Source organism: Salinimicrobium gaetbulicola (assembly GCF_042676025.1).
GTDB classification, from domain to species: Bacteria; Bacteroidota; Bacteroidia; order Flavobacteriales; family Flavobacteriaceae; genus Salinimicrobium; species Salinimicrobium gaetbulicola.
Map to the genome: position 1 here is coordinate 516,798 of NZ_JBHTJP010000035.1, position 25,285 is coordinate 542,082.

The 25,285-nt window shown below is 40.7% G+C and carries 25 protein-coding genes; 18 read left to right on the plus strand and 7 right to left on the minus strand.

Translation table 11 applies throughout. The features are described from left to right. Positions 1-33: 33 nt before the first annotated feature. Genes ACFQ1G_RS11675 through panC form a run of 3 tightly spaced genes read right to left on the minus strand, consistent with a single transcriptional unit; the run spans position 34 to position 2,209 of the window. The gene (locus ACFQ1G_RS11675; protein ID WP_380739747.1) at positions 34-954 is read right to left on the minus strand and encodes a lysylphosphatidylglycerol synthase transmembrane domain-containing protein; all 921 of its coding nucleotides are present in this window, start codon (positions 952-954) and stop codon (positions 34-36) included. Positions 955-1,002: 48 nt separating this feature from the next. Further along, complete coding sequence (panD, locus tag ACFQ1G_RS11680; RefSeq protein WP_380739749.1) at positions 1,003-1,353, minus strand: aspartate 1-decarboxylase; 351 nt, start codon at positions 1,351-1,353, stop codon at positions 1,003-1,005. 7 nt (positions 1,354-1,360) lie between these two features. After that, entirely contained in the window at positions 1,361-2,209 is an 849-nt protein-coding gene (gene panC, locus ACFQ1G_RS11685; protein ID WP_380739751.1) for a pantoate--beta-alanine ligase, read from the minus strand. A 109-nt stretch (positions 2,210-2,318) separates the two neighbouring features. On the opposite strand from panC, the gene ACFQ1G_RS11690 reads away from it, so the two are divergent. The 12 genes from ACFQ1G_RS11690 (at position 2,319) to mnhG (ending at position 14,733) form a co-directional block, all read left to right on the plus strand. Further along, on the plus strand, positions 2,319-3,131 hold the full coding sequence (locus tag ACFQ1G_RS11690) for a glycogen/starch synthase (protein ID WP_380739753.1): 813 nt from the start codon (positions 2,319-2,321) through the stop codon (positions 3,129-3,131). Positions 3,132-3,153: 22 nt separating this feature from the next. After that, a complete protein-coding gene (locus ACFQ1G_RS11695) occupies positions 3,154-4,710 on the plus strand; it encodes a DUF4270 domain-containing protein (RefSeq protein ID WP_380739755.1) in 1,557 nt (518 codons plus the stop codon). A gap of 6 nt (positions 4,711-4,716) precedes the next feature. After that, a complete protein-coding gene (gene glmS, locus ACFQ1G_RS11700; RefSeq protein WP_380739756.1) occupies positions 4,717-6,564 on the plus strand; it encodes a glutamine--fructose-6-phosphate transaminase (isomerizing) in 1,848 nt (615 codons plus the stop codon). A 247-nt stretch (positions 6,565-6,811) separates the two neighbouring features. Further along, complete coding sequence (gene atpD / locus ACFQ1G_RS11705) at positions 6,812-8,323, plus strand: F0F1 ATP synthase subunit beta (RefSeq protein ID WP_380739758.1); 1,512 nt, start codon at positions 6,812-6,814, stop codon at positions 8,321-8,323. 81 nt (positions 8,324-8,404) lie between these two features. Beyond that, the gene (locus ACFQ1G_RS11710) at positions 8,405-8,695 is read left to right on the plus strand and encodes a F0F1 ATP synthase subunit epsilon (RefSeq protein WP_380739760.1); all 291 of its coding nucleotides are present in this window, start codon (positions 8,405-8,407) and stop codon (positions 8,693-8,695) included. Between the two features lie 277 nt (positions 8,696-8,972). Further along, entirely contained in the window at positions 8,973-11,291 is a 2,319-nt protein-coding gene (locus ACFQ1G_RS11715; RefSeq protein WP_380739761.1) for a putative monovalent cation/H+ antiporter subunit A, read from the plus strand. Positions 11,292-11,310: 19 nt separating this feature from the next. After that, positions 11,311-11,724: a Na+/H+ antiporter subunit B gene (locus ACFQ1G_RS11720; protein WP_380739763.1), complete on the plus strand. Its 414-nt coding sequence runs from the start codon at positions 11,311-11,313 to the stop codon at positions 11,722-11,724. A 3-nt stretch (positions 11,725-11,727) separates the two neighbouring features. Further along, entirely contained in the window at positions 11,728-12,081 is a 354-nt protein-coding gene (locus tag ACFQ1G_RS11725) for a Na+/H+ antiporter subunit C (RefSeq protein ID WP_380739764.1), read from the plus strand. Beyond that, entirely contained in the window at positions 12,078-13,586 is a 1,509-nt protein-coding gene (locus ACFQ1G_RS11730; protein ID WP_380739766.1) for a proton-conducting transporter transmembrane domain-containing protein, read from the plus strand. The genes ACFQ1G_RS11725 and ACFQ1G_RS11730 overlap by 4 nt, the downstream gene beginning before the upstream one ends. A gap of 12 nt (positions 13,587-13,598) precedes the next feature. Beyond that, positions 13,599-14,075 (plus strand): Na+/H+ antiporter subunit E, encoded by a 477-nt coding sequence (locus ACFQ1G_RS11735; protein ID WP_380739768.1) that lies wholly within the window; start codon positions 13,599-13,601, stop codon positions 14,073-14,075. Then, positions 14,072-14,344, plus strand: a complete 273-nt coding sequence (locus ACFQ1G_RS11740) for a cation:proton antiporter (RefSeq protein ID WP_380739770.1) — start codon at positions 14,072-14,074, stop codon at positions 14,342-14,344. The genes ACFQ1G_RS11735 and ACFQ1G_RS11740 overlap by 4 nt, the downstream gene beginning before the upstream one ends. Continuing rightward, entirely contained in the window at positions 14,341-14,733 is a 393-nt protein-coding gene (mnhG, locus tag ACFQ1G_RS11745) for a monovalent cation/H(+) antiporter subunit G (RefSeq protein WP_380739772.1), read from the plus strand. The genes ACFQ1G_RS11740 and mnhG overlap by 4 nt, the downstream gene beginning before the upstream one ends. Here mnhG and ACFQ1G_RS11750 read toward each other — a convergent pair. Beyond that, on the minus strand, positions 14,730-15,179 hold the full coding sequence (locus tag ACFQ1G_RS11750; protein ID WP_380739774.1) for an MgtC/SapB family protein: 450 nt from the start codon (positions 15,177-15,179) through the stop codon (positions 14,730-14,732). The genes mnhG and ACFQ1G_RS11750 overlap by 4 nt on opposite strands. 29 nt (positions 15,180-15,208) lie before the next feature. On the opposite strand from ACFQ1G_RS11750, the gene ACFQ1G_RS11755 reads away from it, so the two are divergent. Together ACFQ1G_RS11755 and bioD are read left to right on the plus strand one after the other, a co-directional pair. Further along, complete coding sequence (locus ACFQ1G_RS11755) at positions 15,209-16,366, plus strand: aminotransferase class I/II-fold pyridoxal phosphate-dependent enzyme (protein WP_380739777.1); 1,158 nt, start codon at positions 15,209-15,211, stop codon at positions 16,364-16,366. Between the two features lie 63 nt (positions 16,367-16,429). Then, the gene (gene bioD / locus ACFQ1G_RS11760; protein WP_380739779.1) at positions 16,430-17,047 is read left to right on the plus strand and encodes a dethiobiotin synthase; all 618 of its coding nucleotides are present in this window, start codon (positions 16,430-16,432) and stop codon (positions 17,045-17,047) included. Here bioD and ACFQ1G_RS11765 read toward each other — a convergent pair. Genes ACFQ1G_RS11765 through ACFQ1G_RS11775 form a run of 3 tightly spaced genes read right to left on the minus strand, consistent with a single transcriptional unit; the run spans position 17,037 to position 21,047 of the window. Then, positions 17,037-19,580: a carboxypeptidase-like regulatory domain-containing protein gene (locus ACFQ1G_RS11765; RefSeq protein ID WP_380739781.1), complete on the minus strand. Its 2,544-nt coding sequence runs from the start codon at positions 19,578-19,580 to the stop codon at positions 17,037-17,039. The two genes, bioD and ACFQ1G_RS11765, sit on opposite strands and share 11 nt — an antisense overlap. Continuing rightward, positions 19,570-20,478: a FecR family protein gene (locus ACFQ1G_RS11770; protein WP_380739783.1), complete on the minus strand. Its 909-nt coding sequence runs from the start codon at positions 20,476-20,478 to the stop codon at positions 19,570-19,572. Before ACFQ1G_RS11770 ends, ACFQ1G_RS11765 begins: the two co-directional genes overlap by 11 nt. A 59-nt stretch (positions 20,479-20,537) precedes the next feature. Beyond that, the gene (locus ACFQ1G_RS11775) at positions 20,538-21,047 is read right to left on the minus strand and encodes an RNA polymerase sigma factor (RefSeq protein WP_380739785.1); all 510 of its coding nucleotides are present in this window, start codon (positions 21,045-21,047) and stop codon (positions 20,538-20,540) included. 152 nt (positions 21,048-21,199) lie between these two features. Between ACFQ1G_RS11775 and ACFQ1G_RS11780 the strand changes: the two genes are divergently transcribed. From ACFQ1G_RS11780 to bioA, 4 genes are all read left to right on the plus strand, one after another. After that, positions 21,200-21,979, plus strand: coding sequence for a DUF4382 domain-containing protein (locus ACFQ1G_RS11780; RefSeq protein WP_380739787.1), 780 nt, complete (start codon positions 21,200-21,202; stop codon positions 21,977-21,979). A gap of 185 nt (positions 21,980-22,164) precedes the next feature. After that, positions 22,165-22,839 (plus strand): hypothetical protein, encoded by a 675-nt coding sequence (locus ACFQ1G_RS11785; protein WP_380739789.1) that lies wholly within the window; start codon positions 22,165-22,167, stop codon positions 22,837-22,839. Between the two features lie 66 nt (positions 22,840-22,905). After that, a complete protein-coding gene (locus ACFQ1G_RS11790) occupies positions 22,906-23,856 on the plus strand; it encodes a DUF4382 domain-containing protein (protein WP_380739791.1) in 951 nt (316 codons plus the stop codon). 96 nt (positions 23,857-23,952) lie between these two features. Next, positions 23,953-25,236 carry an adenosylmethionine--8-amino-7-oxononanoate transaminase gene (gene bioA, locus ACFQ1G_RS11795; RefSeq protein WP_380739793.1) on the plus strand — a complete coding sequence of 428 codons (1,284 nt, stop codon included), beginning with the start codon at positions 23,953-23,955 and terminating at the stop codon, positions 25,234-25,236. Positions 25,237-25,285: the final 49 nt, after the last annotated feature.

Sequence of the window (25,285 nt, forward strand, 5' to 3'; positions counted from 1 at the left end):
GCTTGGGGGGTTTTATACGGCCAATATATATAATTATTTCTTCTGATTAAAAACCGGAAGGAATAATAGCGAAAAACCACCAAGAATGATCACTAAGATTGTTTGCGAACCCCAAACGATCCAGCCAAACGCCTCACCTGCTTGCTGATTGATCCCGAAAAGCAATAATACAGCTCCCATTGCCAGGGGGTAAACTCCAATCCCGCCATTGGTAGTAGAAATGGCAAATGAACCCACTATGAAGGCTGCCATAATTCCGGCTATTGATAGAGGTATGGTTTCTGGAATCGTGAATTTGATAACATAAAACATCAGGAGGTACATGACCCAGATGAAAAGGGTATGGAATAAAAATGCCTTTTTGCGCTCCATTTTCAGGATGCTCTTCATGCCTTCCAAAAGACCTCTTGCAAAATTCCTGATCTTAACCATGAATGGGTGTTTTGATCTTTTCACAAGCTTCAGAAAAATTACCCCAAGTAAGATGGCAACGAAAATGGTGCCTACTGAAATAAATGGATTGATATTCTGGGTCTCAAAATAGGTAAGGAGTCCTTCGGTTTGAATGAGCAGTCCTGCGATGACTATAAGCAGCAACATGATCAAGTCGGCGATCCTTTCAGAAACGATGGTGCCAAAGGCTTTATCAAATGGAATGTCTTCGTAAGTAGAGATAGTGGCGCCTCTTAATACTTCTCCTGAGCGTGGCACTCCTAGATTGGCCAGATAACCGCCCATCACGGCCATAAAACTGTTGGCGAATTTTGGTTGGTATCCCATGGGTTCCAGCAGAAATTTCCATCGGTAAGCCCGGGACATATGTGCTAAGATTCCGAAGAAAAGTGATAACATCACCCATTTTAAATCGGCAACCAGGATATTGTTCCAAAGTTCTTCTCTTTCCGAAGGGGTAGCGCTGCTAAGAGAATACCATATCAAAAAAACTCCCAGCAAAAGTGGGAGTAAATTTTTTGTAATCTTGATAAGTTTCTTTTTGCGCACTTATTTTAAAAGATTGTTCTCTTCATTAGGGAAAACCAGTGCGGGTTTGAAAGCTTTTGCTTCTTCAAGCTCCATGATAGCGTAGGTGATGAGGATCAAAATATCCCCTTTTGCCACTTTACGGGCTGCTGCGCCGTTCAAAGTGATCTCACCACTTCCCCGGGTTCCGGGAATTGCATAAGTTTCCAGTCTTTCCCCGTTATTATTATTGACAATTTGAACTTTTTCACCTTCCACAATATTTGCAGCATCCATAAGATCTTCATCAATGGTTATACTACCAATATAATTAAGATCTGCTCCAGTTACCTTTACGCGGTGTATTTTTGACTTAACAACGTGTATTTGCATTCCTTGCCTAATTTAAAGCTATGTTATCAATTAACCTAATATCACCGGAGTAAGCGGCAATAAAGGCCCTGTATTTTTCACCTTCTATTCTATTCTGAACGGTCTTCAATGTATCTGCGTTGGCGATCTCAAAATACTCGAGATCAAGATCTGCTTCTTCTTTGAACCGCTCTGTTACCCAATGGGTTAGTTCTGTTGCACTTTTTGTGCCAAAATCTTCTTTGACCTGCAACAGGATCTGGTAAATAACCGATGCGCTTTGTCGCTGACTTTCGCTTAACCTTTCATTTCTTGAACTTCTGGCCAGTCCCGAGACTTCGCGGTCTATGGGGCAGCCAATTATCTCAATATTAAGATCCTGTTTTTCGACGAGTTTTTTAATGATCTGTAACTGCTGATAATCTTTTTCTCCGAAGTAAGCCTTATCGGGCTCTACCATTTCAAAAAGCTTCTTTACAACTGTGCCTACTCCGTTGAAATGCCCGGCCCTAAATTTCCCCTCCATTTCATTTTCGAGTCCGTCGAAAGAAAATTCTTCTGAAAGTATCTCTTTTCCGTAGATTTCATCAGCTGCAGGAGAAAAAATGATGACATCTTCACCTAATTTCCCTATCCTTTCAACATCTTCCTCCAGTGTGCGGGGATATTTTTTAAGATCCTCGGGATTGTCGAACTGGGTAGGATTGACAAAAATGCTTACCACTACCTTATCACAGGAGGCTAAAGCTTTTTCTATGAGTGAGATGTGGCCCTGGTGAAGCGCCCCCATAGTTGGGACAAACCCAATGCTTAGGCCCTGTCTTTTTAAGGCCTGAATTTGGTTTTTTAGAGACTGCTTCTCCTTTAAAATCTGCATATTATTGTAAAATTAACAGCGTGCAAACTTAATATAATACTGGCAATCTGCATAAAAATTTGTATTTTTGCGTGTTTTTATTTCACAACAGCATTAAAGCAGTGAACCTATGAAAGAAAAGAGGATATTATACGTATCATCTGAAGTTATTCCCTACTTACCCGAAACTGAGATCTCATCTATGTCTTTTGAAGCCCCCAGAATGGTTAACAACCAAGGTGGCCAAATACGCATATTTATGCCTCGTTTCGGAAATATTAATGAGCGCAGGCATCAACTCCATGAAGTGATCAGGCTCTCGGGGATGAATCTAGTGATCAACGATCTTGATATGCCTCTAATAATTAAAGTTGCTTCCATTCCGAAAGAAAGAATGCAGGTTTACTTTATTGATAACGAAGATTACTTTAAAAGAAAGGCGACACTTACCGATGAAGAAGGGAATTTATTTCCTGATAACGACGAAAGAGCGATTTTTTTCGCGAAAGGTGTTATTGAAACGGTGAAAAAACTAAATTGGGCCCCGGATATTATCCATGTGAATGGTTGGCTTTCATCCTTACTGCCATTATATCTTAGGAATTATTACGGAAATGAACCTTTGTTTAATTCTGCAAAAATTGTAACCTCTGTATATAATCAGGACTTTGATGGTACTTTAGATAATGATCTTTATAAGAAGATATTATTTGACGGACTTGAAAATGAGCAGGTGAAGCACCTTAAAAAGCCTACATATGTGAATATTATGAAAACGGCAGTAGATAATTCAGATGCTGCTATCATAGCCGGAGATAATATTCCTGAAGAACTTAAAAAATATCTTAGTAAGCTTGGAAAGCCTGTTCTGGAATATAAGAATAGAGAAGAGTTTGCGCAGGCATATCAGGATTTCTACACAACAAAGGTCCTGACAGAATAGATTTAATTGAAGAAATAAACGAATGAATATAAAGAACACGATGTTGAAAATGACAACAGTTATTGCTGTTGTTTTTTCTTTTGTAGCATGTGAAGACGATTTTGAAACAGTTGGCGGGAATATAATTGGTGAACCCGGCTTTAATGCAGAACTGTATGATGAAGCTGAAATTTCGGCTTATACAAATACACTTGCTCCTGTTCAAACGAATAACCTGCCTGTGAATCTTTTGGGTCATTTTACTGATCCTGTTTTTGGAGATCAGGTTGCCAGTATTTACACGCAATTATCTTTAGGTGCTACCAGTCCTGAATTTGGTACAGATCCTGTTTTGGATAGTGTGGTACTGAATATCCCTTATTTTTCTACGGAATTAGAAAATGACGCGGATGGGAATGCTCAGTATAAGATAGACTCCCTATATGGAGAAGGACCAATAAAGCTGAGTGTTCTGGAATCCAGCTTTTTCTTAAATAATTTTGATCCAGAGACTAATTTTGAGCAGGCGCAGAAATATTATTCCGATCTTGGAACCCAAATCGAAGAAAATCTTACCGGAGCAGTTCTTTATAAAAATGAAAGCTTCGAACCTTCTGCCGAGGAGATCGTAGAGATTACTTCTACTGATACCACTAAAACAGGTCCGGCCCTTAGAATTAAACTGGATAATACCTTTTTCCAAACTAAGATCCTTAACAAAGAGGGGTCTGATGTATTGGCAAGTCAGAATAGCTTCAGAAATTACCTTAGAGGAATTTATCTTAAAGCTGAAAAGATCGGGGCTGATGGTTCCATGGTGATCTTCAATATGGCCCAGGCAAATGCCGGAATTACAATGTATTACACTGTAAAGGAAGCTGATGTTGATGATATAGATGAGGATGAGGACAAAGACGAGTTAGTTGATACTCCAAAATCTTTCAAGCTTTCTTTCGGTTCTTCAAAAGTGAATACATTTGAACAGAACACCCCACAATTTCCGGAATCTTCTAATTTATATTTGAAAGGAGGAAAAGGAAGCATGGCGGTAATTGAATTATTCAGTGGGCTTGATTCTAATGATGACGGAATTTCAGATGAATTGGAATTTCTTCGTGAAAACAACTGGCTTATCAATGAGGCGAACTTGGAATTCTATGTGAATAACGAATTGGCTTCAGGATTAAATCAGCCGGAGAGAGTACTAATTTACGATCTTAATACTAATGCGGTTCTTGTGGATTATGTATTCAATACTCCTGGGACACCAAACCCTTTAAATTCTCCTGCAAATAATAATCATCTTGTGCCGTTGAAAACAGATGAAAATGGGAATGGGGTCGTTTATAAGGTAAGGATTACGAAACATGTAAATAATATCCTTAATAATGATGTTGACAATCCTAAATTGGGATTGGTGGTTACCCAGAATGTGAATATACTTTCAAATTCGGCCGTTAAACAAACCGAAGAATCAGTTGTGAAGAGGGTTCCGGCGGGATCTGTTATTACGCCTGAGGCTACAGTTTTGTATGGTCCCGATGCGGAGGATGATGCGAAAAGATTGAAATTGAAAATTTACTATACTGAATCTAAGTAATAAATTATGTGTGGAATTGTTGGATATATAGGCTATAGGGAAGCATATCCTATAGTTTTGAAAGGTCTTCAAAGACTGGAATATCGAGGATATGACAGTGCCGGGATCGCCTTATATGATGATAAGGAATTAAAGGTTTCCAAAACCAAAGGAAAGGTTGCAGACCTAAAAGAAAAGATGGAGAATGAAGTAGATACCAGCGGTACCTTGGGAATAGGGCATACCAGATGGGCTACACACGGAGTTCCCAATGACGTTAACTCCCACCCGCACCTGTCAAACTCGGGTAACCTTGTGATCATTCACAACGGGATCATAGAGAATTATGAATCTCTGAAAAAAGAGTTGACCACCAGAGGATATACTTTTGAGTCTGATACAGATACCGAAGTCTTGGTTAACCTTATTGAAGATGTTATCAAAAAGGAAAATGTGAAGCTTGGGAAAGCAGTTCAAATTGCCTTGAACCAAACTGTTGGTGCGTACGCGATCGCTGTTTTTGACAAGACCAAGCCGAACGAAATTGTTGTTGCCAGACTGGGAAGTCCATTGGCAATTGGAGTTGGAAAAGAGGAATATTTCATTGCTTCCGATGCTTCTCCGTTTATCGAATTTACCAACAACGCTATCTATCTCGAAGATGGAGAAATGGCGGTTGTAAGAAGAAATAAAGGTGTAAAAGTTAGAAAGATCAAGGATGACGCCTTAGTAGATCCTTATATTCAGGAGCTTCAGTTGAACCTTGAGCAGATCGAAAAAAATAACTTTGATCACTTCATGCTTAAAGAGATCTATGAGCAGCCAAGTGCGATTACCGATACTTACAGAGGTAGACTTCAGGTAGACGCTGGGCTCATAAGAATGGCCGGAGTAGATGATAACCTTGAGCGTTTTCTGAATGCTAAAAGAATTGTAATTGTTGCATGTGGTACTTCATGGCATGCAGGACTTGTAGCTGAATATATTTTCGAAGATCTAGCTCGCATCCCTGTTGAAGTGGAGTATGCTTCAGAATTTAGATATAGAAACCCTATCATCAATTCTGATGATGTGGTGATAGCTATCTCTCAGAGTGGGGAAACTGCCGATACCATGGCCGCTATTAAGCTAGCCAAGGAAAAAGGCGCCTTTGTATTTGGAGTTTGTAACGTGGTAGGTTCTTCTATCTCTCGTGAAACCCATGCGGGTGCTTATACTCATGCGGGGCCTGAGATCGGGGTGGCTTCTACAAAAGCGTTCACTACTCAGATCACAGTTTTGACCTTGATCGCACTTAAGCTTGCCAAAGCTAAAGGAACGATCTCGAATTCAGATTTCCATATGCACCTTCGTGAATTGGAAACAATTCCGGGTAAAGTAGAGTTAGCTTTGGAGTCGAACGATCATATTAAAAAGGTTGCAGATAAATATAAAGACGCTCGTAACTGCCTGTATCTTGGAAGAGGGTTTAACTTTCCGGTTGCTTTAGAAGGAGCACTGAAATTGAAAGAGATCTCTTATATCCATGCGGAAGGATATCCGGCGGCAGAAATGAAGCACGGACCTATTGCTCTTATCGATGAGGAGATGCCGGTTGTTGTGATCGCTACCCGAAAAGGGCATTATGAGAAGGTGGTTAGTAATATCCAGGAAATCAAATCCCGTCAGGGTAAGATCATTGGAATCGTTACTGAAGGAGATACAAGCGTGCGTGATCTTGCAGATTACGTGATCGAGGTGCCTGATACCATCGAAGCTCTAACTCCGTTACTTACAACCATTCCTTTGCAGTTGCTTTCGTACCATATTGCTGTAATGCTTGGTAAGAATGTGGATCAGCCAAGAAACCTGGCTAAATCTGTTACGGTAGAATAAAATTTTTGAACACCATGGCTAAGGCCTGTGATTTTAATAAATCACAGGCCTTTTTCATTTCTGTAGATATTCAGAAATGCTATTTTTAGAGGCAACTTTTTTAATAGGATAAAAAAGTTGTCTTTTCTCTTAGAGACTTTTATCCAAAAAAACTATCTTTGCAGCCTGAAAAAGCGAACGACTTTAAAAAGTTGTTATTGGTTCTTTTTTAAGTATTTATAAAACAAAAACATTAAAGGATTAGATAATGTCTAAAGTTACAGGTAAAGTTGCACAAGTTATCGGCCCTGTCGTTGACGTAGCGTTTAACACAGAGAATGCTGAATTACCAAGAATCTACGATTCATTGGAAATTACCAGAAAAGATGGATCTATTTTGGTTCTTGAGGTTCAATCTCACATTGGAGAGGATACCGTAAGAACTGTATCTATGGATTCAACCGATGGTTTGAGCAGGGGAGTTGAAGTAGTTGCTACAGGAGCGCCTATTCAAATGCCAATCGGGAAAGATGTGTATGGACGTTTGTTCAACGTGATCGGGGATGCTATTGACGGGCTTGGTAATTTGCCAAAAGCTAATGAAAATGGACTTCCTATTCACAGAGAAGCTCCAAAATTCGAAGACTTATCTGTATCCACAGAAGTTCTTTTCACAGGGATCAAAGTAATTGACCTTATCGAGCCTTATGCAAAAGGAGGTAAGATTGGTCTTTTCGGTGGAGCCGGGGTAGGTAAAACCGTATTGATCCAGGAATTGATTAATAACATTGCAAAAGGTCACGGAGGTTTATCTGTATTCGCCGGAGTTGGTGAAAGAACACGTGAAGGAAATGACCTTTTGAGAGAGATGCTTGAATCAGGAATTATCAAGTATGGTGATGACTTCATGCACTCTATGGAAGAAGGTGGTTGGGATCTTCAGAAGGTTGACAAGACCGTGATGAGAGATTCTAAAGCTACTTTCGTATTTGGACAGATGAACGAGCCACCAGGAGCACGTGCTCGTGTTGCTCTTTCAGGTCTTACTATTGCTGAATACTTCCGTGATGGAGCAGGAGAAGGGCAAGGAAAAGACGTTCTTTTCTTCGTTGATAATATTTTCCGTTTCACACAGGCAGGTTCAGAGGTATCTGCACTTCTTGGACGTATGCCTTCTGCGGTAGGTTACCAACCAACACTTGCTACCGAGATGGGTGCGATGCAGGAGCGTATTACTTCTACTAAGAATGGATCTATTACATCTGTACAGGCGGTTTACGTACCTGCAGATGACTTGACTGACCCTGCGCCGGCGACAACTTTCGCCCACCTTGATGCAACAACAGTACTTTCTCGGAAGATTGCCGAGCTAGGTATTTATCCTGCGGTAGATCCTCTTGATTCTACTTCAAGAATTCTAACTGCTGATATCTTAGGAGATGATCACTATGACTGTGCTCAAAGAGTAAAAGAGTTACTGCAGAGATATAAAGAACTTCAGGATATTATTGCCATCCTTGGTATGGAAGAGCTTTCTGAAGAAGATAAGCTTGCCGTATCACGTGCAAGACGTGTTCAGCGTTTCTTATCTCAGCCTTTCCACGTTGCTGAGCAGTTTACCGGACTTAAAGGAGTGTTGGTAGACATTAAAGATACTATCAAAGGATTCAACATGATTATGGATGGTGAATTGGATCACTTGCCAGAAGCTGCCTTTAACCTTAAAGGTACTATCGAAGAGGCTATCGAGGCAGGTGAGAAAATGTTAGCTGAAGCATAATTGGAGAAAGCCCAATATACAAATCCCAAATTCCTGTAAATAGTTGGAAATTGGGATTTGGAATTTGAAATTTAGAAACATATGTATTTAGAAATAGTTACTCCGGAAGCTGTCCTGTTAAGCTCAGAAGTTGATTCTGTAAGCGTACCGGGTATTAATGGGCAATTTCAAATGTTGAACAATCACGCCCCTATCGTATCTGTTTTAGGTAAAGGTGAGATCAAAGTTTTTACACATACTTCTGCTGTGAATACTGAAAAGATTTCCAAGCTTTTTAAGACAGATGCCAGTGACAGTAAGATCTTGGTTCTTCCTGTGGACGGTGGTGTAATTGAGATGAAAGATAATAAAGTGATCGTCCTGGCTGACTAAGCTAGTTTGAATCAAAATATAAAGCCTGTTGCAATTTGTGACAGGCTTTTTTTTGTTCATACCCGAATCTGGTGATTCTCCTGGAACAAATTTGAAGTGAGGTCTGCTGGTTTTAAATATTTTATTTTCATCCTGATCGTTAATTTATTTTGGTATTTCAGGTGGTGATAATTGCAATTCAAGGATCGATTATATCAATTACTAAAAATCTGGTACAAGTTTAAATCCTCACATATAACTGCTATATTTGCGGTTAACAGAATTTAGAACCCTTACCATGCTGATAGCAATCCTTTCAGGTTTTATCTTTTCTCTGCTCCTGGTTTTTATCGGGAAATTTATAAAGGGAAAGCTTGCAGTGCTTTCTTCTCTGGTACCACTTGGACTCTTTGTTTACTTCTTATCATTCATAGAAAGAGTTTCTAACGGGGAAGTGATTTCTGAAAATTACGAATGGGTTCCTTCCTTCGGATTAAATCTCAACTTCACACTTGACGGACTCTCCCTGCTCTTCTCTTTATTAATTACAGGGATAGGTTTTCTAGTGTTCGCGTATACAGCCGAATATCTCAAAGGTCACAAGTACCTGGATAGGTTTTACGGTTACCTTGGATTGTTCATGGGGGCTATGCTAGGTCTGGTACTTAGTGACAACCTCCTCTCATTATTCCTTTTTTGGGAGTTGACCAGTATAAGTTCTTTCTTCCTTATTGGATTCAATAACACCAATAAAGCCTCCCGAAAATCGGCTATTTTGGCCCTTGCCATTACTGGAACCGGTGGATTCCTTTTCCTTGCCGGATCATTGTTGCTTGGGAATGTAGCGGGTACTTATAGTATTGCCGAAATGGTTAACATTAGTCCTGAGATCATTGGGAGTGAGTTTTACATTTGGATAGTTTTACTGTTATTTGGAGCCGCGTTTACAAAATCAGCCCAGTTCCCTTTCCATTTCTGGCTACCGGGTGCTATGAAGGCGCCAACCCCGGTTTCAACTTACCTGCATTCTGCGACGATGGTAAAGGCCGGTATTTATTTATTATTAAGATTTACTCCTATTTTGGGGGGTGAAGAAATCTGGAATACTACCCTGATTGCTGTCGGTGGAATTACCATGTTCTATTCAGCGGTTCATACTTTGTTCAGGACAGATCTAAAGGGAGTACTCGCTTATTCCACAATATCGGTCTTAGGTATCCTGGTATTTTTAATCGGATTGGGTACACAATACGCATTAACCGCGGCGGCTGTTTACATTGTAGTACATGCCCTCTATAAGGCCACGCTTTTCCTTATTACAGGTATAATTGATCATGAAACGGGAACCCGTAATGTTACTGTTCTTTCAGGGCTGCGGAAGGTGATGATGCCGGTCGCGATCGCCGGATTCCTGGCAGCGATCTCCAGCGCCGGAATGCCGCCTACAATTGGGTTTATTGGAAAAGATCTTGTTTATGAATCCACTTTAGGCATGGGTAACTGGTCTATTGTTCTTACCGCAGTTGCGATAGGAACAAATATCCTAGTGCTGTACGCGGGATTTGTCGCAGGGATCAAACCATTTACAGGAAAATTACCGGAATCATTTTCTAAAGTTCACATGCCCGGGATTCTTATGTGGTTCCCGCCGGTTCTTCTGGCTTCATTGGGTCTGATCATCGGAATTTTTCCGTCTATCATTGACGGGCCAATTGTAAAGTCTGTTGTGGAATCTGCAGGCGGACTTGGAGAAGAGGTACATTTAAAACTGTGGCATGGATTTAATACGATTCTTCTGTTAAGTGGTATAACACTGCTTCTAGGATTCGCATTGTATTTTTTCCTGAAGCCTTCCGAAAAGAGGGAAACCGCAATTGCAAAACTAGATTTTATTGCGCCGAAGAATTTGATTTTAAAATTCGGGGAGGGAGTATGGTATTTTTCAAATGTGTGGACAAGGATCTTCCAAAATGGCTTTTTGAGAAACTATGTTTCTACCATCATTCTATTTTTGGTCGCTCTTGTAGGCTATTCCCTGTTTAGTGTCGAAAAAGACTTTTTTATAGACTATTCTTCCTTTTCAAGAATGACCTATTACGAAATGATCATCATGGGGATCATGTTCCTTTCTGTGATCTTCGTGGTAGCGGCCAGGTCCAGGTTGACTGCGGTAGTTGCCATGGGTGTTGTTGGATACGCGATTTGTCTCATGTTCGTAATCTATAGTGCGCCAGATCTTGCGATGACCCAGTTTTCCATAGACACCCTTACGGTGATCCTGTTCGTTCTGGTTTTATCAAGCCTTCCGAAGTATCTGTCGATTTCAGACGTAAAAATGAAAATAATAGATGGGGTTCTTTCGCTCTCCTTCGGAATATTGATCACCCTGATCGCGCTTGAGGTGCTTAGTGAACCTGTAAATAAGGAAGTAAGTAATTATTACGCTGAAAATTCGTATGTTCTGGCTCACGGTAAGAACGTAGTGAATGTGATCCTTGTAGATTTCAGGGGCTCTGATACTTTAATTGAGATCTCGGTTCTTACAGTGGCTGCGTTAGGAGTATTCAGCTTATTGAAACTGAGGTTAAGAAGAGACGACCGTGAATTAAAGGATTAATGAAACTAAAGTATAATAGATGAAGACCATTATTTTAAGAACCGCTTCAAATTACATGTTGCCTTTGTTGCTGGTTTTCTCTGTGTTTATATTGCTTCGCGGACACTATCTTCCGGGAGGTGGATTTGTGGGAGGCCTTATTGCCTCTATTGCTTTCGTTTTGCATGCTTTCGCGAATGGTCTTGGGAACACGAAAAATCTTATTAAGATACATCCGGGGTTTTTAATGCCTTTTGGACTCGGTCTTTCATTTCTTAGCGGACTGGCACCAATGCTATCTGTTGATAAACCTTTTATGACCGGGCTATGGTATCCCGATAAAATTGAAGTTTTAGGAAGCTTGGGTTCAGCCTTGTTTTTTGATATAGGAGTTTACCTGGTAGTTGTGGGCGTCACACTTACAATCATATTTACAATTTCAGAATCTACCTAGTTTATGGAAATACTTCTGGCATTAATGATTGGTACTTTATATGCAGCCGGGATCTATATGATTCTGCGCCGTAGCCTTGTGAAATTGATCATTGGGATCATTTTACTGGGTAATGGGGCGAACCTGTTGATCTTCCTTTTAGGAAGGATCGCAAAAGGTAGTCCTCCTATCATTCCCGAAAACTCAAAGGTTTTCCTGGAAGCTTATTCAGATCCGCTTCCGCAGGCCCTTATTCTTACCGCAATTGTTATCAGTTTTGGATTGCAGTCTTTCGCTATCATTTTGGTGAAAAGAGCACATAAAGTTGTTAAAACTGATGATCTGGATGAAATGAACGCAACAGACGAATTCTCATGAGCGAACAGTTATTAATGTACCCTTTATTACTGCAAATGTTTTTGGCCATCGTCCTTATGTTCGCATGGAACAAGACGGGATGGCAGAAATTCATTAGTATCTCGGGAAGTGTGCTGAATCTCGCATTTTCGGTATGGTTGTTCATGGAAGTTTGGCAAAATGGGACGCTTACAATACAGGCTGGAAATTGGTCTGCCCCGTTCGGGATCACCTTTGTGGCCGATACGCTTTCGGCAACACTGGTGTTGCTAACAGCGCTGGCCGGGCTTGCCGTATCAAGTTTCTCGGCCGGATCTGTAATTCCTCCCCGTCTAAAATTCGGTTTCTTCCCCATCTTTCACTTCCTGTTGCTGGGACTTAACGGTGCCTTTCTTACGGGTGATATTTTCAACCTGTATGTTTGGTTTGAGATCATAATCATTACATCTTTCGTGTTATTGACCATTGGGGGTGAGAAGGCACAGCTGGAAGGGGCCGTAAAATACTTTACTTTAAATATCCTTGCTTCCATAGTGTTCCTTACCGCGATTGCAGTATTGTACGGACTTACCGGAAGCTTGAACATGGCCGATCTTGTTTCTAAGGTAGCCGCTGTAGAGAACAGGACCCTGGTGCAGGTAAATGCATTGTTATTTCTAGTTGGCTTCGGAATTAAATCTGCGGTATTCCCGTTGTATTTTTGGTTGCCGGCTTCTTATCACACTCCTCCTTCAGCAGTATCATCGATCTTCGGGGGATTGTTAACCAAAGTGGGGGTTTATGCCTTGCTAAGAGTTTTCACGCTGATCTTTGAAATGGATTCCCTGCTTGAAAATGTGTTTTTAGTAATTGCTATTCTTACCCTTTTCAGCGGTGCGATTGGAGCGATCGTTCAGAATAACATCCGGAAAATATTTTCCTACCTGGTAATCTGTCATATTGGGTACATGATCGCCGGTTTGGGAATGATGACCGAACTTGCTATCGCAGGGGCGATATTTTATCTTATCCATGACATTATCGTGAAGACCAATTTATTTATGGTAAGTGGGGTAATTTATAAACTGAAGGCAAATCACAATATTAATAAGCTGGGAGATCTATACGCCGACTATCCGAAATTAAGTCTGTTGTTCTTTATCCCACTATTTTCATTGGTCGGTATTCCACCGCTTTCTGGTTTCTGGCCGAAGCTTTCATTGATCTCAGCTGGATGGACCTCTGAAAATTATTTGCTGATAGGAAGCATTCTTTTTGCCAGTTTCATTACCCTTTTTGTGATCGTGAAATTATGGTCTGAAGTTTTCTGGAAGAATGGAGAAAAATTACCTGAATCGGGGAAATTTCCGTATTTTAAAACATTGCCAAAGATCAAGAAGGCACAAATGATCGTGCCTATAATACTTTTAAGCATAGTAAGTTTATATATTGGGTTTGGAGCAGAGCATATCCAGATCCTGTCTACCAGGATTTCAAGTGAATTGATAGACAGCCAGGGATATATTAATGCAGTACTTAATAAATAATAAATTAATAGAATGAAGAACCGTTTCTTAGCAAATATACTTCTCACTTTTATCTGGGTGGCCCTTACAGGAAGTTTTGCCTTTGCTAATGTTGTATTCGGATTTTTCCTTAGTTATTTCCTGCTTTTTGTGATTACACGAGGTAGCGGAAAGGCACGATACTTCAGGCTGGTTCCAAAAGTGGTTTCTTTCTTCTTCTTCTTTTTATACGAACTGGTGAAAGCAAACATACAGGTGGCATGGGAGGTGGGCACACCAAGTTTTCACATGACTCCCGGGATAGTAGGTGTGCCTTTGGATATCACTTCAGACGGAGAGATAACCATGCTGGCCAACCTTATTACCCTTACCCCGGGAACATTAAGCCTGGATGTTTCGGAAGATAAAAAGGTGCTATATGTCTATTCCATGTATATTACCGACAGAGATGAATTTATTGAAGGAATAAAAAACGGATTTGAGAAACGCATAATTGAACTGTATTCATGACCTTAGATGAGTATCTATATTATATTATCCTTCCGGCACTGTCTGTGTCCATTCTATTAGTGTTCGTAAGATTCTTTAAGGGTCCTACGATCTCTGACAGGGTAGTGGCGGTTGACCTTTTGGTGACTTCAGGTATTGGGATCATTGCGGTCTATAGTATTTTAACCCATCAGCCCACCTTTTTGGATATTGCCCTTATTCTGGCATTGATCGGGTTTTTAGGTACAGTCGCTTATTCGTTCTACATTCAAAAAAGGAAAAGAAAATGATCTCAGTAATAATAGCGGTCATATCGACACTTGGGACACTCTTTGTATTACTTGCAGCTGTAGGTATACTTAGAATGCCCGATACGTACCTTAGAATGGCTGTTACCACCAAAGCGGCAACGCTGGGAGTTGGATTACTCCTGATCGCAGCTGCCATTTATTTTTATGACTTTTCTACCACCACAAGAGTGCTGGCCATTATTCTGTTCATACTTCTTACTGCCCCGGTAGGTGCTCACCTCATAGGTAAAGCTGCCTATATTGCGGGGAATAAATTGTGGGAAGGTTCAATAATGGACGATCTTAAAGGTAAATATCGCCGCACAGGAAAGGTTATCGGACCACCGAAAAATCTTTCTGAAAAGGAAGATGAGGAAGAGCACTTTTAATCTTCGGTCTTTTTATTTGGGTCACGGTGTAGTTTCTTGTTAATGAACCTGTCCATATATCCGAAAACCACATTCACAAAGACAATTAATAACGTAAGGACCAGGAGTTCATTAAACATGCCTACGGCGGCCAGGCAACCTGCACCGGCACTGCACCAAATAGTGGCTGCTGTGGTAAGGCCACGTACTGTCGTGCCTGTATGAAGGATCACCCCGGCACCAATAAAGCCAATTCCCGTTACTACTTGTCCCATAACCCGGGTCATATCTACATAAGGTTCCCCTCTAAAATCAAGAGATATCAGGACAAAAACTGCGGCCCCAAGAGATACAAGCGCATTGGTCTTCAAGCCGGCGTTCTTATTTCTAATTTCCCGTTCCACCCCAATAAAAAGACCGGAAAATAAAGCTGCGCCAATTCTGATGCCAAAATCCAATAGATCCATACTCAGTCAAAAGTTATATTTTTACTTCCATGAAGAAGTTTCCTTTAAAGTTAGACAAAAGCCTTCAATTTAGAAAAGAACAAAAGGCTTTCAGGGAATTATCCGGGCAAAAAAATCTTGTGGACTTTTCCTCCAATGATTACCTGGGTCTGGCAAAGAATAATCAGATCTTCGAAAATGCTCACCGTATTTTAGTTGAAAATGATATTTTAAAGAATGGAGGGACGGGTTCAAGATTGCTTTCAGGAAATCACGCTTTATACGGCCTGGCCGAAGAAAAATTAAAGTACTTTTTCAATTCTGAGGCTGCACTGATTTATAATTCGGGTTATGATGCTAATCTCGGATTTTTCTCATCTGTCCCTCAGCGCAATGATATTGTTTTTTATGATGAGCTTTCTCATGCATCCATTCGCGATGGCATAAATCTCGGTAAGGCAAAAGCCTACAAATTTTTCCATAACGACCATGAGGACCTTGAACAAAAGATCATTAGAATCAAGAAAACCTCCATCGATGCGATTATTTATATAGTTACCGAAGCTGTTTTTTCTATGGATGGGGATATGCCTGATCTTCGCCAATTAGCTGAAATTTCTGAAAAGTATGGCTGTTTTCTTGTTGTAGATGAAGCACATTCTGTTGGAGTTATTGGGGAAACAGGGAAAGGCCTGGTCGAAGAATTGGGTGTGTCCGACCATGTTTTCGCGCGACTTGTCACCTTCGGAAAAGCGTTGGGGGCACATGGTGCCGCGATCCTGGGAAGCCGGAAACTTAAAGATTACCTTATAAATTTTTCCCGAAGTCTCATCTATACAACTTCATTGCCGCCACATTCGGTTGCTACGATTCTGGCTGCTATTCAATTTTTAGAAACAGATGGAGTTTTAGAAATACTTAAACTTCAAAACAACATTCAGCATTTTAATTCTGAACTAGAAAAAAGGGACCTGGAACCCTTGTTCATTAAAGGAAATTCGGCTATATATTCTTGTGTTGTGCCTGGTAATGAAAAAGTAAAACAGGTGGCTTTTAATCTGCAACTGGAAGGTTTTGATGTAAAACCCATTTTATCGCCAACTGTTCCTGAAGGCAAAGAGCGGCTTAGGTTTTGTCTTCATTCGTTTAATTCTGAAGAGGAATTGAACAGTACTTTAACGGTGCTTAAAAAGGAGATACTTAGCTAAGATTTCCAGTTCAATAAAATAACATTCATCTAAAATTCACGTGTAGTTCCCTATTTTTGTCTCATGGAAAAATATTTCATTACAGGAATAGGAACTGAAGTTGGGAAGACCATTGTTTCCGCAGTGGTTACAGAAGCCCTTCAGGCAGATTATTGGAAGCCAATTCAGGCGGGAGACCTGGATCTTTCAGACACTCATAAAGTGAAAGGGTTGGTTAGTAATTCAAAAACGGTATTTCACCCTAACTCTTTTGCTCTTAAAACACCCATGAGTCCCCACGGAGCGGCTGAGATTGATGGAGTGGAGATTTCTTCGGAAAATATTCAACCCCCACAAACAAGTAATGACCTGGTGATCGAAGGCGCCGGCGGACTATTAGTTCCTGTAAGTGATAAAGAAACAATCGCAGATTTAATTCAGCCCGATCATAAAGTGATCGTTGTGTCCCGTCATTACCTGGGAAGTATCAACCATACGTTACTCACAATTGAGGCCTTGAAAAACAGGAATCTTAACTGTATTGGTATCATTTTTAACGGGAATGAGAATAAATCCACTGAGGACATCATTCAAAAAATGACAGGACTTCCGGTTTTACTTCGCATAAACGAGGAAAAAGAGTTCAATAAGGAAAATGTAAAGTCCTATGCTGAAAAGCTGAGAACGAGCCTTAAAAAGTGAAATTTACGGAAGCATTGGGTGTAAAGCCCAGTGACTTATTATTGATCTCTATAGCCTTTTGGTTGTCTTCACTATCAACCCTGTAGTAGCGGTTAATGATATTTTCCCTGTTCAAAAGATTTAAGATCCCCAGTCCCAGCTGTAGTTTTCCGGAGTTGGAAAGATCAAAAGAATAGGAGGCTGAAAGATCTACCCGAACAAAATTTGGCAGGTTTTCCGCATTGGGATCTGAGTAATTGACCACCCAGTTATTTCCTTCACGACGCGTTTCATCTCCTTTTACCGGTTCTGTATAAGGTTTTCCACTGCGTACATGGCCCCCGGCCGAAAACTTAAAATCCCGATAACTGTAATTGGCAGCCACAGATAAGGAGTGGGTAATGTCAAAATTATTGGGAAAATTTTGCGGATTAAGTTCCTCGAAGGTGTAATCATTCTTCCCGAAAGTATAATTCATATAGGCATTCAGGTCACCGGCTTTCTTGTTTATAAGAACCTCAAAACCTTTGGAGATATAACTGCCCGAGGTCCTGATAAATTCATTTTGGTCCTGGAAACCCTGGTTGGAAGTGCTGATCCCTTCAACCTTTTTATAGAATCCCTCCAGATCCAGGTACCAGCCTGCCCTCTTGAAATCGATACCCGAAGAAATCTGTTTGCTTTTAATGATCGGGTAGCTTTCCTGATCAGCTAGGGTCCATCGCCTGTTTTCAACTCCTAAAAAGTCTTCCTGTAGGTCAATTATCTGGCTTGTGGTCTGGCTTTTAAATTCTCCCAGTAGTTTAAACGAGAAGTATTTTCCTAGTTCCTGGTTGAAGCTTAGCCTGGGCTCTAAGATTGTTTCTTCAAACTTCGGTAAATAATTTATTCTGAAACCTCCGCGAACATAGGTCGTGTTTCCTGAATATTTCAATTCCGAATAAAGAGAATGACTTCTAACCACATTTTTGATGGTACTGCTGAAAAACGGATTATTGAGCTTTTCAATATTTGAAACCCCGACTTCATAAAATTGATAACCGTTCAGGAAATTAAAATTGCTATTGAGTTTCGTCGTGGTATTTATTTTTAAACCTGTCTCTAAAACATCATTTTCCTGCATGAATCTTTGATCTGTATCAACTGTGAAGTTGAGTGCTTCCAATTGGTATTGGGACAGGTAACTTATAATTTCCGTTGAAAAATTTTCACTCCAGTTGGCGCTCCAGTTTCCGCCCAGCGCGAGATTATTTTGAGCCAGGCTGCTTTGTCGGGATGCTTCTGAAGTATTCGCGTACTCAGTATAATCCAGGTTATTGTAGATCTGGACCAGCGAAAAACGGAATTTATGATCTTTATTAAGGTCATAAAGAGCTTTCAGGCTTGTATCATAGTAACTGAAATTTGAATCCTGCAGATTATCATTTTCGGGATTCAGGGAGATCTCAGAATCCTGAAAGGTTCTTGAAAAGTAATTGTCGTAAGTAGGAGTGTCAACAAGGTCATTTATTGACTTTCTTCCGGAAACATGAATTTCAAATTTTTCAGTTACCGGAACCTGTAAAAACGCGTCTGCACTCACTAAATTAAGGCCGGCTCCTCCAGAGAATTTTCCGACCAGTTCATCTTCAGATCTTATATCGATGGTCCCCGATACTCCGTCATTGAGACTTGGGCTGGTGCCGTTCTTGACCACCGTGACATCTTTGGTAAGATTAGGATTTAAAGCAGAGATCAATCCGAAGAAATGCCCGGTTAAATACATTTTTATATCATCGAAAAGTACCAGATTCTGGTCGCTTGTCCCGCCCCGAATGTTAATATTAGAAACCGTCTCGTTCACACTTTCTACTCCCGGAAGTGATTCCACGGTTTGCAAAACATCTGGTTCTACCTGGCCAGGCAGCGCTCCAAACCTGTCTGTATTAATATGGATCGAACCATCTTTCTGTTTGCTAATTCCGGCGGTCAGGTAATTTACTACCACCGTTTCCCTGAGTGAGAATACCGAAGGTTCCATAAGAACGGATTGACAGTTTTCTTCGGAAATTGATTGAGCCTCTAAAAATTTATCGTGGTATCCTAAAAACCTGATCTTTACCGGTGCAGCTGCCTTAACCGACCTAAGCATAAACTTTCCGTCCATATCAGAAATAGTGGTTTCACTTTGATCAATAGTTTGAACGGTAGCTCCCGGTAAGGGTTCATTAGTTTCAGCATCGAGTATCATTCCGCAGAAATTTATGACCTCAGGAGATGCTGTGATGGCAATATACCTTTCATCAAGGATTTTGAATTTGAGCCCGGTTTGTCGCTCGAGAAAGACCAGTGTTTCTTTCAAGTTGAGCTCCTGGGAAGGCGAGAAAATAGAAATGTTTTTAACATCTTGTTCCCGGTAAGAGAATCGAATATCAAAATGATCTTCAAGTAACGGGATGACTTCTTTTAAAGGGGTTTTTTGAGCCGGATCTTGCTGAGAGTATGCGATCGTACCAATGAAAAATACGATCAATAGAAGAAAATTTTTAGACCAACTTTCAAAGTTATTCCACATACAGAATGACTTTCTTCTCAGATTCAAATTTATAGTTCAACTGTAACGGAATGCTGATCGCCTGGATCGCGACTTCTTTATTGGTGTGGCTGAAGCTCCCTGTGAAAAGCTGGTTGAGGTCTACCTGTTCAGTTTCAATATCCAGATCGAATTGACGTTCAAGTTCAGCAATTACCTGTTTTAGAGGAACGGCATTAAAATCACTTTCCTGGATCGTCCATCCCGGGGCGTTACGGTCAAAATTGTTGAGGTTTTTAACTTCCCCATTAATGACTTTAATTGAATTGCCTTTACGTAGAATGATCTCTTTATTGGCAACATTTACTTTTACAGCACCTTCATAACAGTGAACTTCAAAATAGTTCTCCCTGTCCTTGACATTGAATTTGGTTCCTAAAACCGTTACTTCGCCCTGGTCTGTCTCTACCGTGAATTTTTTACCTTTTTCAACCTGGAAATAAGCTTCTCCTTCTAATTCAAGAATGCGCTTTTTATCCCATTTTGAAGGCTTGTATTTTATTTTCGAATCTGCATTTAACCTGGCGGTAGATTGATCGGGAAGCTCCAGAACCGCCATTTCAGCATAACCGGTGCTTATCACCTCGGGTTGGTTTAGCCAAATGAACAAACCGGTTGCTAAAAACACGATGAATACCGCCGCTACTTTGTAATATGCTGAAAAATTCAATTTTCGAACGGGAACCTCCTTTTTAGATGCTAAACGCTCTTTTAGATCAAGAAGACCCTGCTCTTCGTTGAAGTGCGGCCTATGAAATCTGGCGGCATTCTCAACTATGTCGCTGTATCTTTGATAATCAGCGGTTTGTTTGAATGCTTCCAGCTCACGGGCGGTAAGCTCGTTGTTCAGCCATTTCGATATGAGGTCCTTGTTTTCCATGCTTCTGTATATAGAACAACTAAGGAGGTGTTTACCCTACCTTCAAAAAGAGAAAAATTTTAAAAATTATCCAAACGCGCTCTCAGCTTTTTTAGGGCTCCCATCATTCGTTTTTCTACCGCTTTTTCTGAAATATCCAACATCTCTGCTATCTCCCTGTATTTTTTTCCGTCAATTCGGTTGAGCAGAAAAACTTCCCTCTGGGCCTCTGTGAGCTCAGAAATGGCATCTTCCAGCTGCTGCATATATTCTTTTTCCTGTAATACAAATTGTGGATCTTCTCCTGAAATTACTTCAGCGGGTTGCCGTTGTGCATAGGAAAGTTTCACCTTTTGGTGTTTTACGGCATTTAGAAAAAGATTGTTCGCCGTGGTGAAAAGATAGCTCTTGGCTTTGGAAAACTGGATCTTTCCGCAGTTTTCAAAGATCTTTACAAAAGCTTCCTGTGCAAAATCCATTGCCTGGTCTCCGTCACCAGATTTGTAGTACATGAAATTGTAGAGGTCGCGGGAGTGTTTTTGGTAGAAACCATTAAAGATCTTGTCATTACATAAATTCTGCTCCGGCATCTTTGTAGGTTTGGGTAAAATCTGTCCAAAACTATTTATTTTTTATGGGGATAGGGTAGGGTTAACGTTCTTTTAACTGTTATATATGTATAACGTCTGAGTTTTAATTAAAGGATTCAGCAAAGAATAATTATTAACCCAAATTACCTATTATGAAGTACTTTTTAAAATTAATGGTCTGTGTGGCAGCTTTTTCGGTTGCTTTTACCAGTTGTTCAACTGATGATTCAAACGAAGAATCGGCAGGGTTTAGTGTCAAATTAGTGGACGCTCCCGGTGACTATCAAAATGTGATGGTAGATGTGCAGGGAGTTGAAATTATTATTGACGGGGAAACCCATGAATTTGCCGCACTTGAACCAGGAGTTTATGATCTTCTGGAGTTAACAGGCGGAATTAGTGCCATGTTAGTGGAAACTGTTGTGCCTGCCGGAAAGTTAAGTCAGATCAGGTTGATCCTTGGAGAAAACAATACTGTTATCACCTCTGATGGTGCCGATGTACCTCTTCAAACTCCAAGTGCTCAACAATCAGGTCTAAAATTAAATGTACACCAGGACCTGGAGCCGGGCTTGTTGTATGAGTTCATTCTTGACTTTAATGTAGATAAGTCTATTGTTGAGGCCAATGACGGCGGACTGATCCTTAAACCTGTAATTAGTGCCAGCCTTGAGGCTCAAACAGGTGCAATTGCCGGAGTGGTGGCTCCTGCGGAAGTGCAAAGTCTGGTTACAGTGACCGATGGCACCACAGAACATACAACTCACACTGCTGAGGAAACCGGAAACTTTATGGTCTATGGTGTTCCTGCAGGAACTTATACAGTTACGGTGACCCCTGCGGAAGCTTCAGGAAAAGCACCGGTAACTGTTGAAGGCGTAGTAGTTGAGACCGGAAAGATCCAGGAAATGGATCCTATTACATTGGAATAATTTTAGTGCTTAACCTACTTTTTGAAAGGGTGACAACTTTGGTTGTCGCCCTTTTTTATTTGTAATAAACTGTAATCCAGTACAATATAATTTTAATTGAAATTTTTTCAAGTGGAGGGTGGGGAAGATCGCTTTTGGATTGTTTTATATACAGAACAGGCAATTAAGTCTAGTTAATTTCAACAATGAAAAAGATCAACAAAATAGTATTACTTCTTATAGGTAGCTTCATGTTAGGAGCCTGTCAACAGGAGGAATATGAAGTGTTGACCGGAGAGAACGAAACTGGTTTTTCAGAAGGTTCGGAATTCTACACGCAAGTGGAAAGAGCTTCTAAAAAAGACGGTAGCGCAGATGATGAGATTGATGATAGTCCTTGTTTCTCTTTAAGATTCCCATTTACAGTGGAATTGGCAGGAGTAGAGGTAAAGGTTTCTTCCGCAGCAGATCTTGAAGTAGTGACCGAAAGAATAAAGGAGTTGGGAGAAGACAAAATCTCACTTCAGTTTCCGGTAGCGGTAACCTTATCAAATTACGAGACTGTTACTATCTCTGGCAGCCAGGAATTTGAAGAGCTACAGCAAAGTTGCAGGGAAGATGTTGAAAATGGAATTTCGCCAATTACCTGCGCGAAGATCCAGTTTCCGATAAAAGTGTTTGTCTATAATATCAATACACAGCAAACAAATTCGGCGAACATTGCCAATAAACAACAACTGTTCACTTTTCTTCAAAATAAAGAAACCTATGAAGTTCTGAGTTTTGACTATCCAATCACTATTTCATATTCCGGGGACGCCCGGGTGGTTGTGGAGAGCGGAAAAGAGTTCAGCGATGCACTGAAAACCTGCATTAATTAACCTAAAACTTAATCTAATTGTTAATCGTGACCGGAAAAAACTCCGGCTCACTAAAAATTGTACGTTATGAATTACAGAAACTTATTTAGATCAGCTTTACTTGTATTTTCAATGTTATTGATCGTGTCTTGTTCAAAAGACGAAGACGATAATGTTGATCCAAACGCTAAAACTTACAACACTGCTGTTGAAGTTACCGATGCTCCAATCGATAATGCCAATGTAAAAGGTGCTTTTGTTACCATTACCAATGTGAAGGTCAATGGGAAAGCCCTTGAAGGGTTTCAAACTACGACCGTAGACCTTTTAGCTCTTCAAAATGGTAAGACAGAAGCCTTAGGTAACGTTATGCTGGAAAGCGGAACAACTTCCAGTATTGTGGTTGAAGTTGATAATGAATTTGACGCTAATGGAGATGCTCCCGGAAACTATATCTTAACTGCGACCGGAGAGAAAAAGGCCTTGGTTGCAGAATCAACCGAAATTGCACTTACAAAGGCGGCTACCCAGATTGAAGAGTCTAATAACAATACTATTGTTCTTGATTTTGATCTCAGAAAAATGATCGTTGCCGATTCTCAATCAGGAGACTTCAAATTCGTTTCTTCTTCTCAAATGCAGAGCAGTATTCGTGCGGTAAGTAAAAATAACGCCGGTAAGATCGAAGGTTCTGTACAGGATGCTAATGACGCTGCAGGAACTATCGTAGTGTATGCTTACAAAAAAGGAACTTACAGTGCAGGAGAGGCCAATGAGAACGCAAACGGAGTACGTTTTGCAGGAGCTGTAAACAGTTCTGTTGCAAGTGAAACTACCGGAGCTTATTCACTTCACTTTTTGGAAGAAGGAGACTATGAGCTTCACTACGCATCTTACCAGGAAGACACTAACGGAGAGATGTCTTTTGAAGGGATGTTGACCGTAGAGTCTGCTACCGACCTTGACCTGAGCCTACTTAATATTTCTGCTCAAAGTACAACTACTGCTAACGTGGTTGTTACCGGAATGGTACAGTAATTATTCACTTTTTGAAAATTAAAAGCCACTCTTCCCGAGTGGCTTTTTTTTATGCGGTTTACTTAGCTTTGTCCATAGAAAACATTTTGACAGAATATGAAGAAGGAAACCACCCAAGACCTGTCCCAAAGAGATAAAAAACACCTTTGGCACCCACTCACTCAGCACAAAACTGCGGGTGAAATGCTGGCGATCGTAAAAGCCGAAGGCGTGAATCTGTATGACGAGCAGGGCAATAAATACATAGATGGTATCTCCAGCTGGTACACCGCTATGTATGGTCATTGTAATAAAAAGATAACTTCAAGAGTGGCTGCGCAAATGCAGCAGTTGGATCAGGTGGTTTTCAGCGGATTCACTCATGAACCTGCGGTAAGACTTTCAGAAGCTTTGATCGACATTCTTCCTTCAAATCAGCAGAAACTCTTTTTTAGCGACAACGGTTCTACCGCGACTGAGATAGGGATCAAGATGGCTCTCCAATACCATCACAATATTGGAAATGACAGAAAAGTGATGTTGGCCTTCGAAGAAGGTTTCCACGGTGACACTTTTGGAGCCATGTCGGTTTCAGGATTGTCTGTCTATAATGGTGCTTTTGAAGATCATTTTATTGAAGTAGTAAGACTTCCCGTCCCTACAGGAGCAAATAATTCTGAAGTTATTGGAACACTGAGAAAGCTGATTGGGGAACATAAGATCGCAGGTTTCATTTATGAGCCTTTAGTACAGGGTGCGGCAGCTATGAAGATTCATGATGCTGAAGGTTTGAATGAGATCCTGAAGATATGTAAAGCCAATGATATTATTACGGTTGCAGATGAGGTCATGACTGGCTTCGGAAAGACCGGAAGATATTTCGCTTCCGAATATATGGAGACTCAGCCTGATATCATTTGCATGTCTAAAGCGCTTACTGCCGGGTTACTTCCTATGGCGATCACTTCATGCACCCAGCAGGTTTTCGATGCGTTCTATTCCGAAGAGATCTCAAAAGGGCTTTTTCACGGGCATACCTATACTGCTAACCCGTTGGCCTGTACCGCCGCCCTGGCAGGTATCGAATTGCTGACTTCTGAAGAGATTCAGCATGATATTCAAAGAGTCATCAAATCACATGAAGAATTCAGCAAAAGATTGAAAGCCCACCAAAAAGTGAAGAACCTGAGGCAGCTTGGTGTGATCCTGGCCTTTGAGCTGGATGTTGAAATGGAAAGGTATGGAGACCTAAGAAACCGTCTTTTTGCCCACTTCATGAAACAAGGCGTTTTTCTCAGGCCTTTAGGGAATACCATTTACATCCTTGCTCCTTATGTGATTGGAGATGAAGATCTTGAGGCAATATACCAAAGTATATGGTCTGCCCTGGAAAAATTTTAACTCCTGATTTAATTTTCTCAGAAGGAAGGTTCTTATTTCATAACTTAGG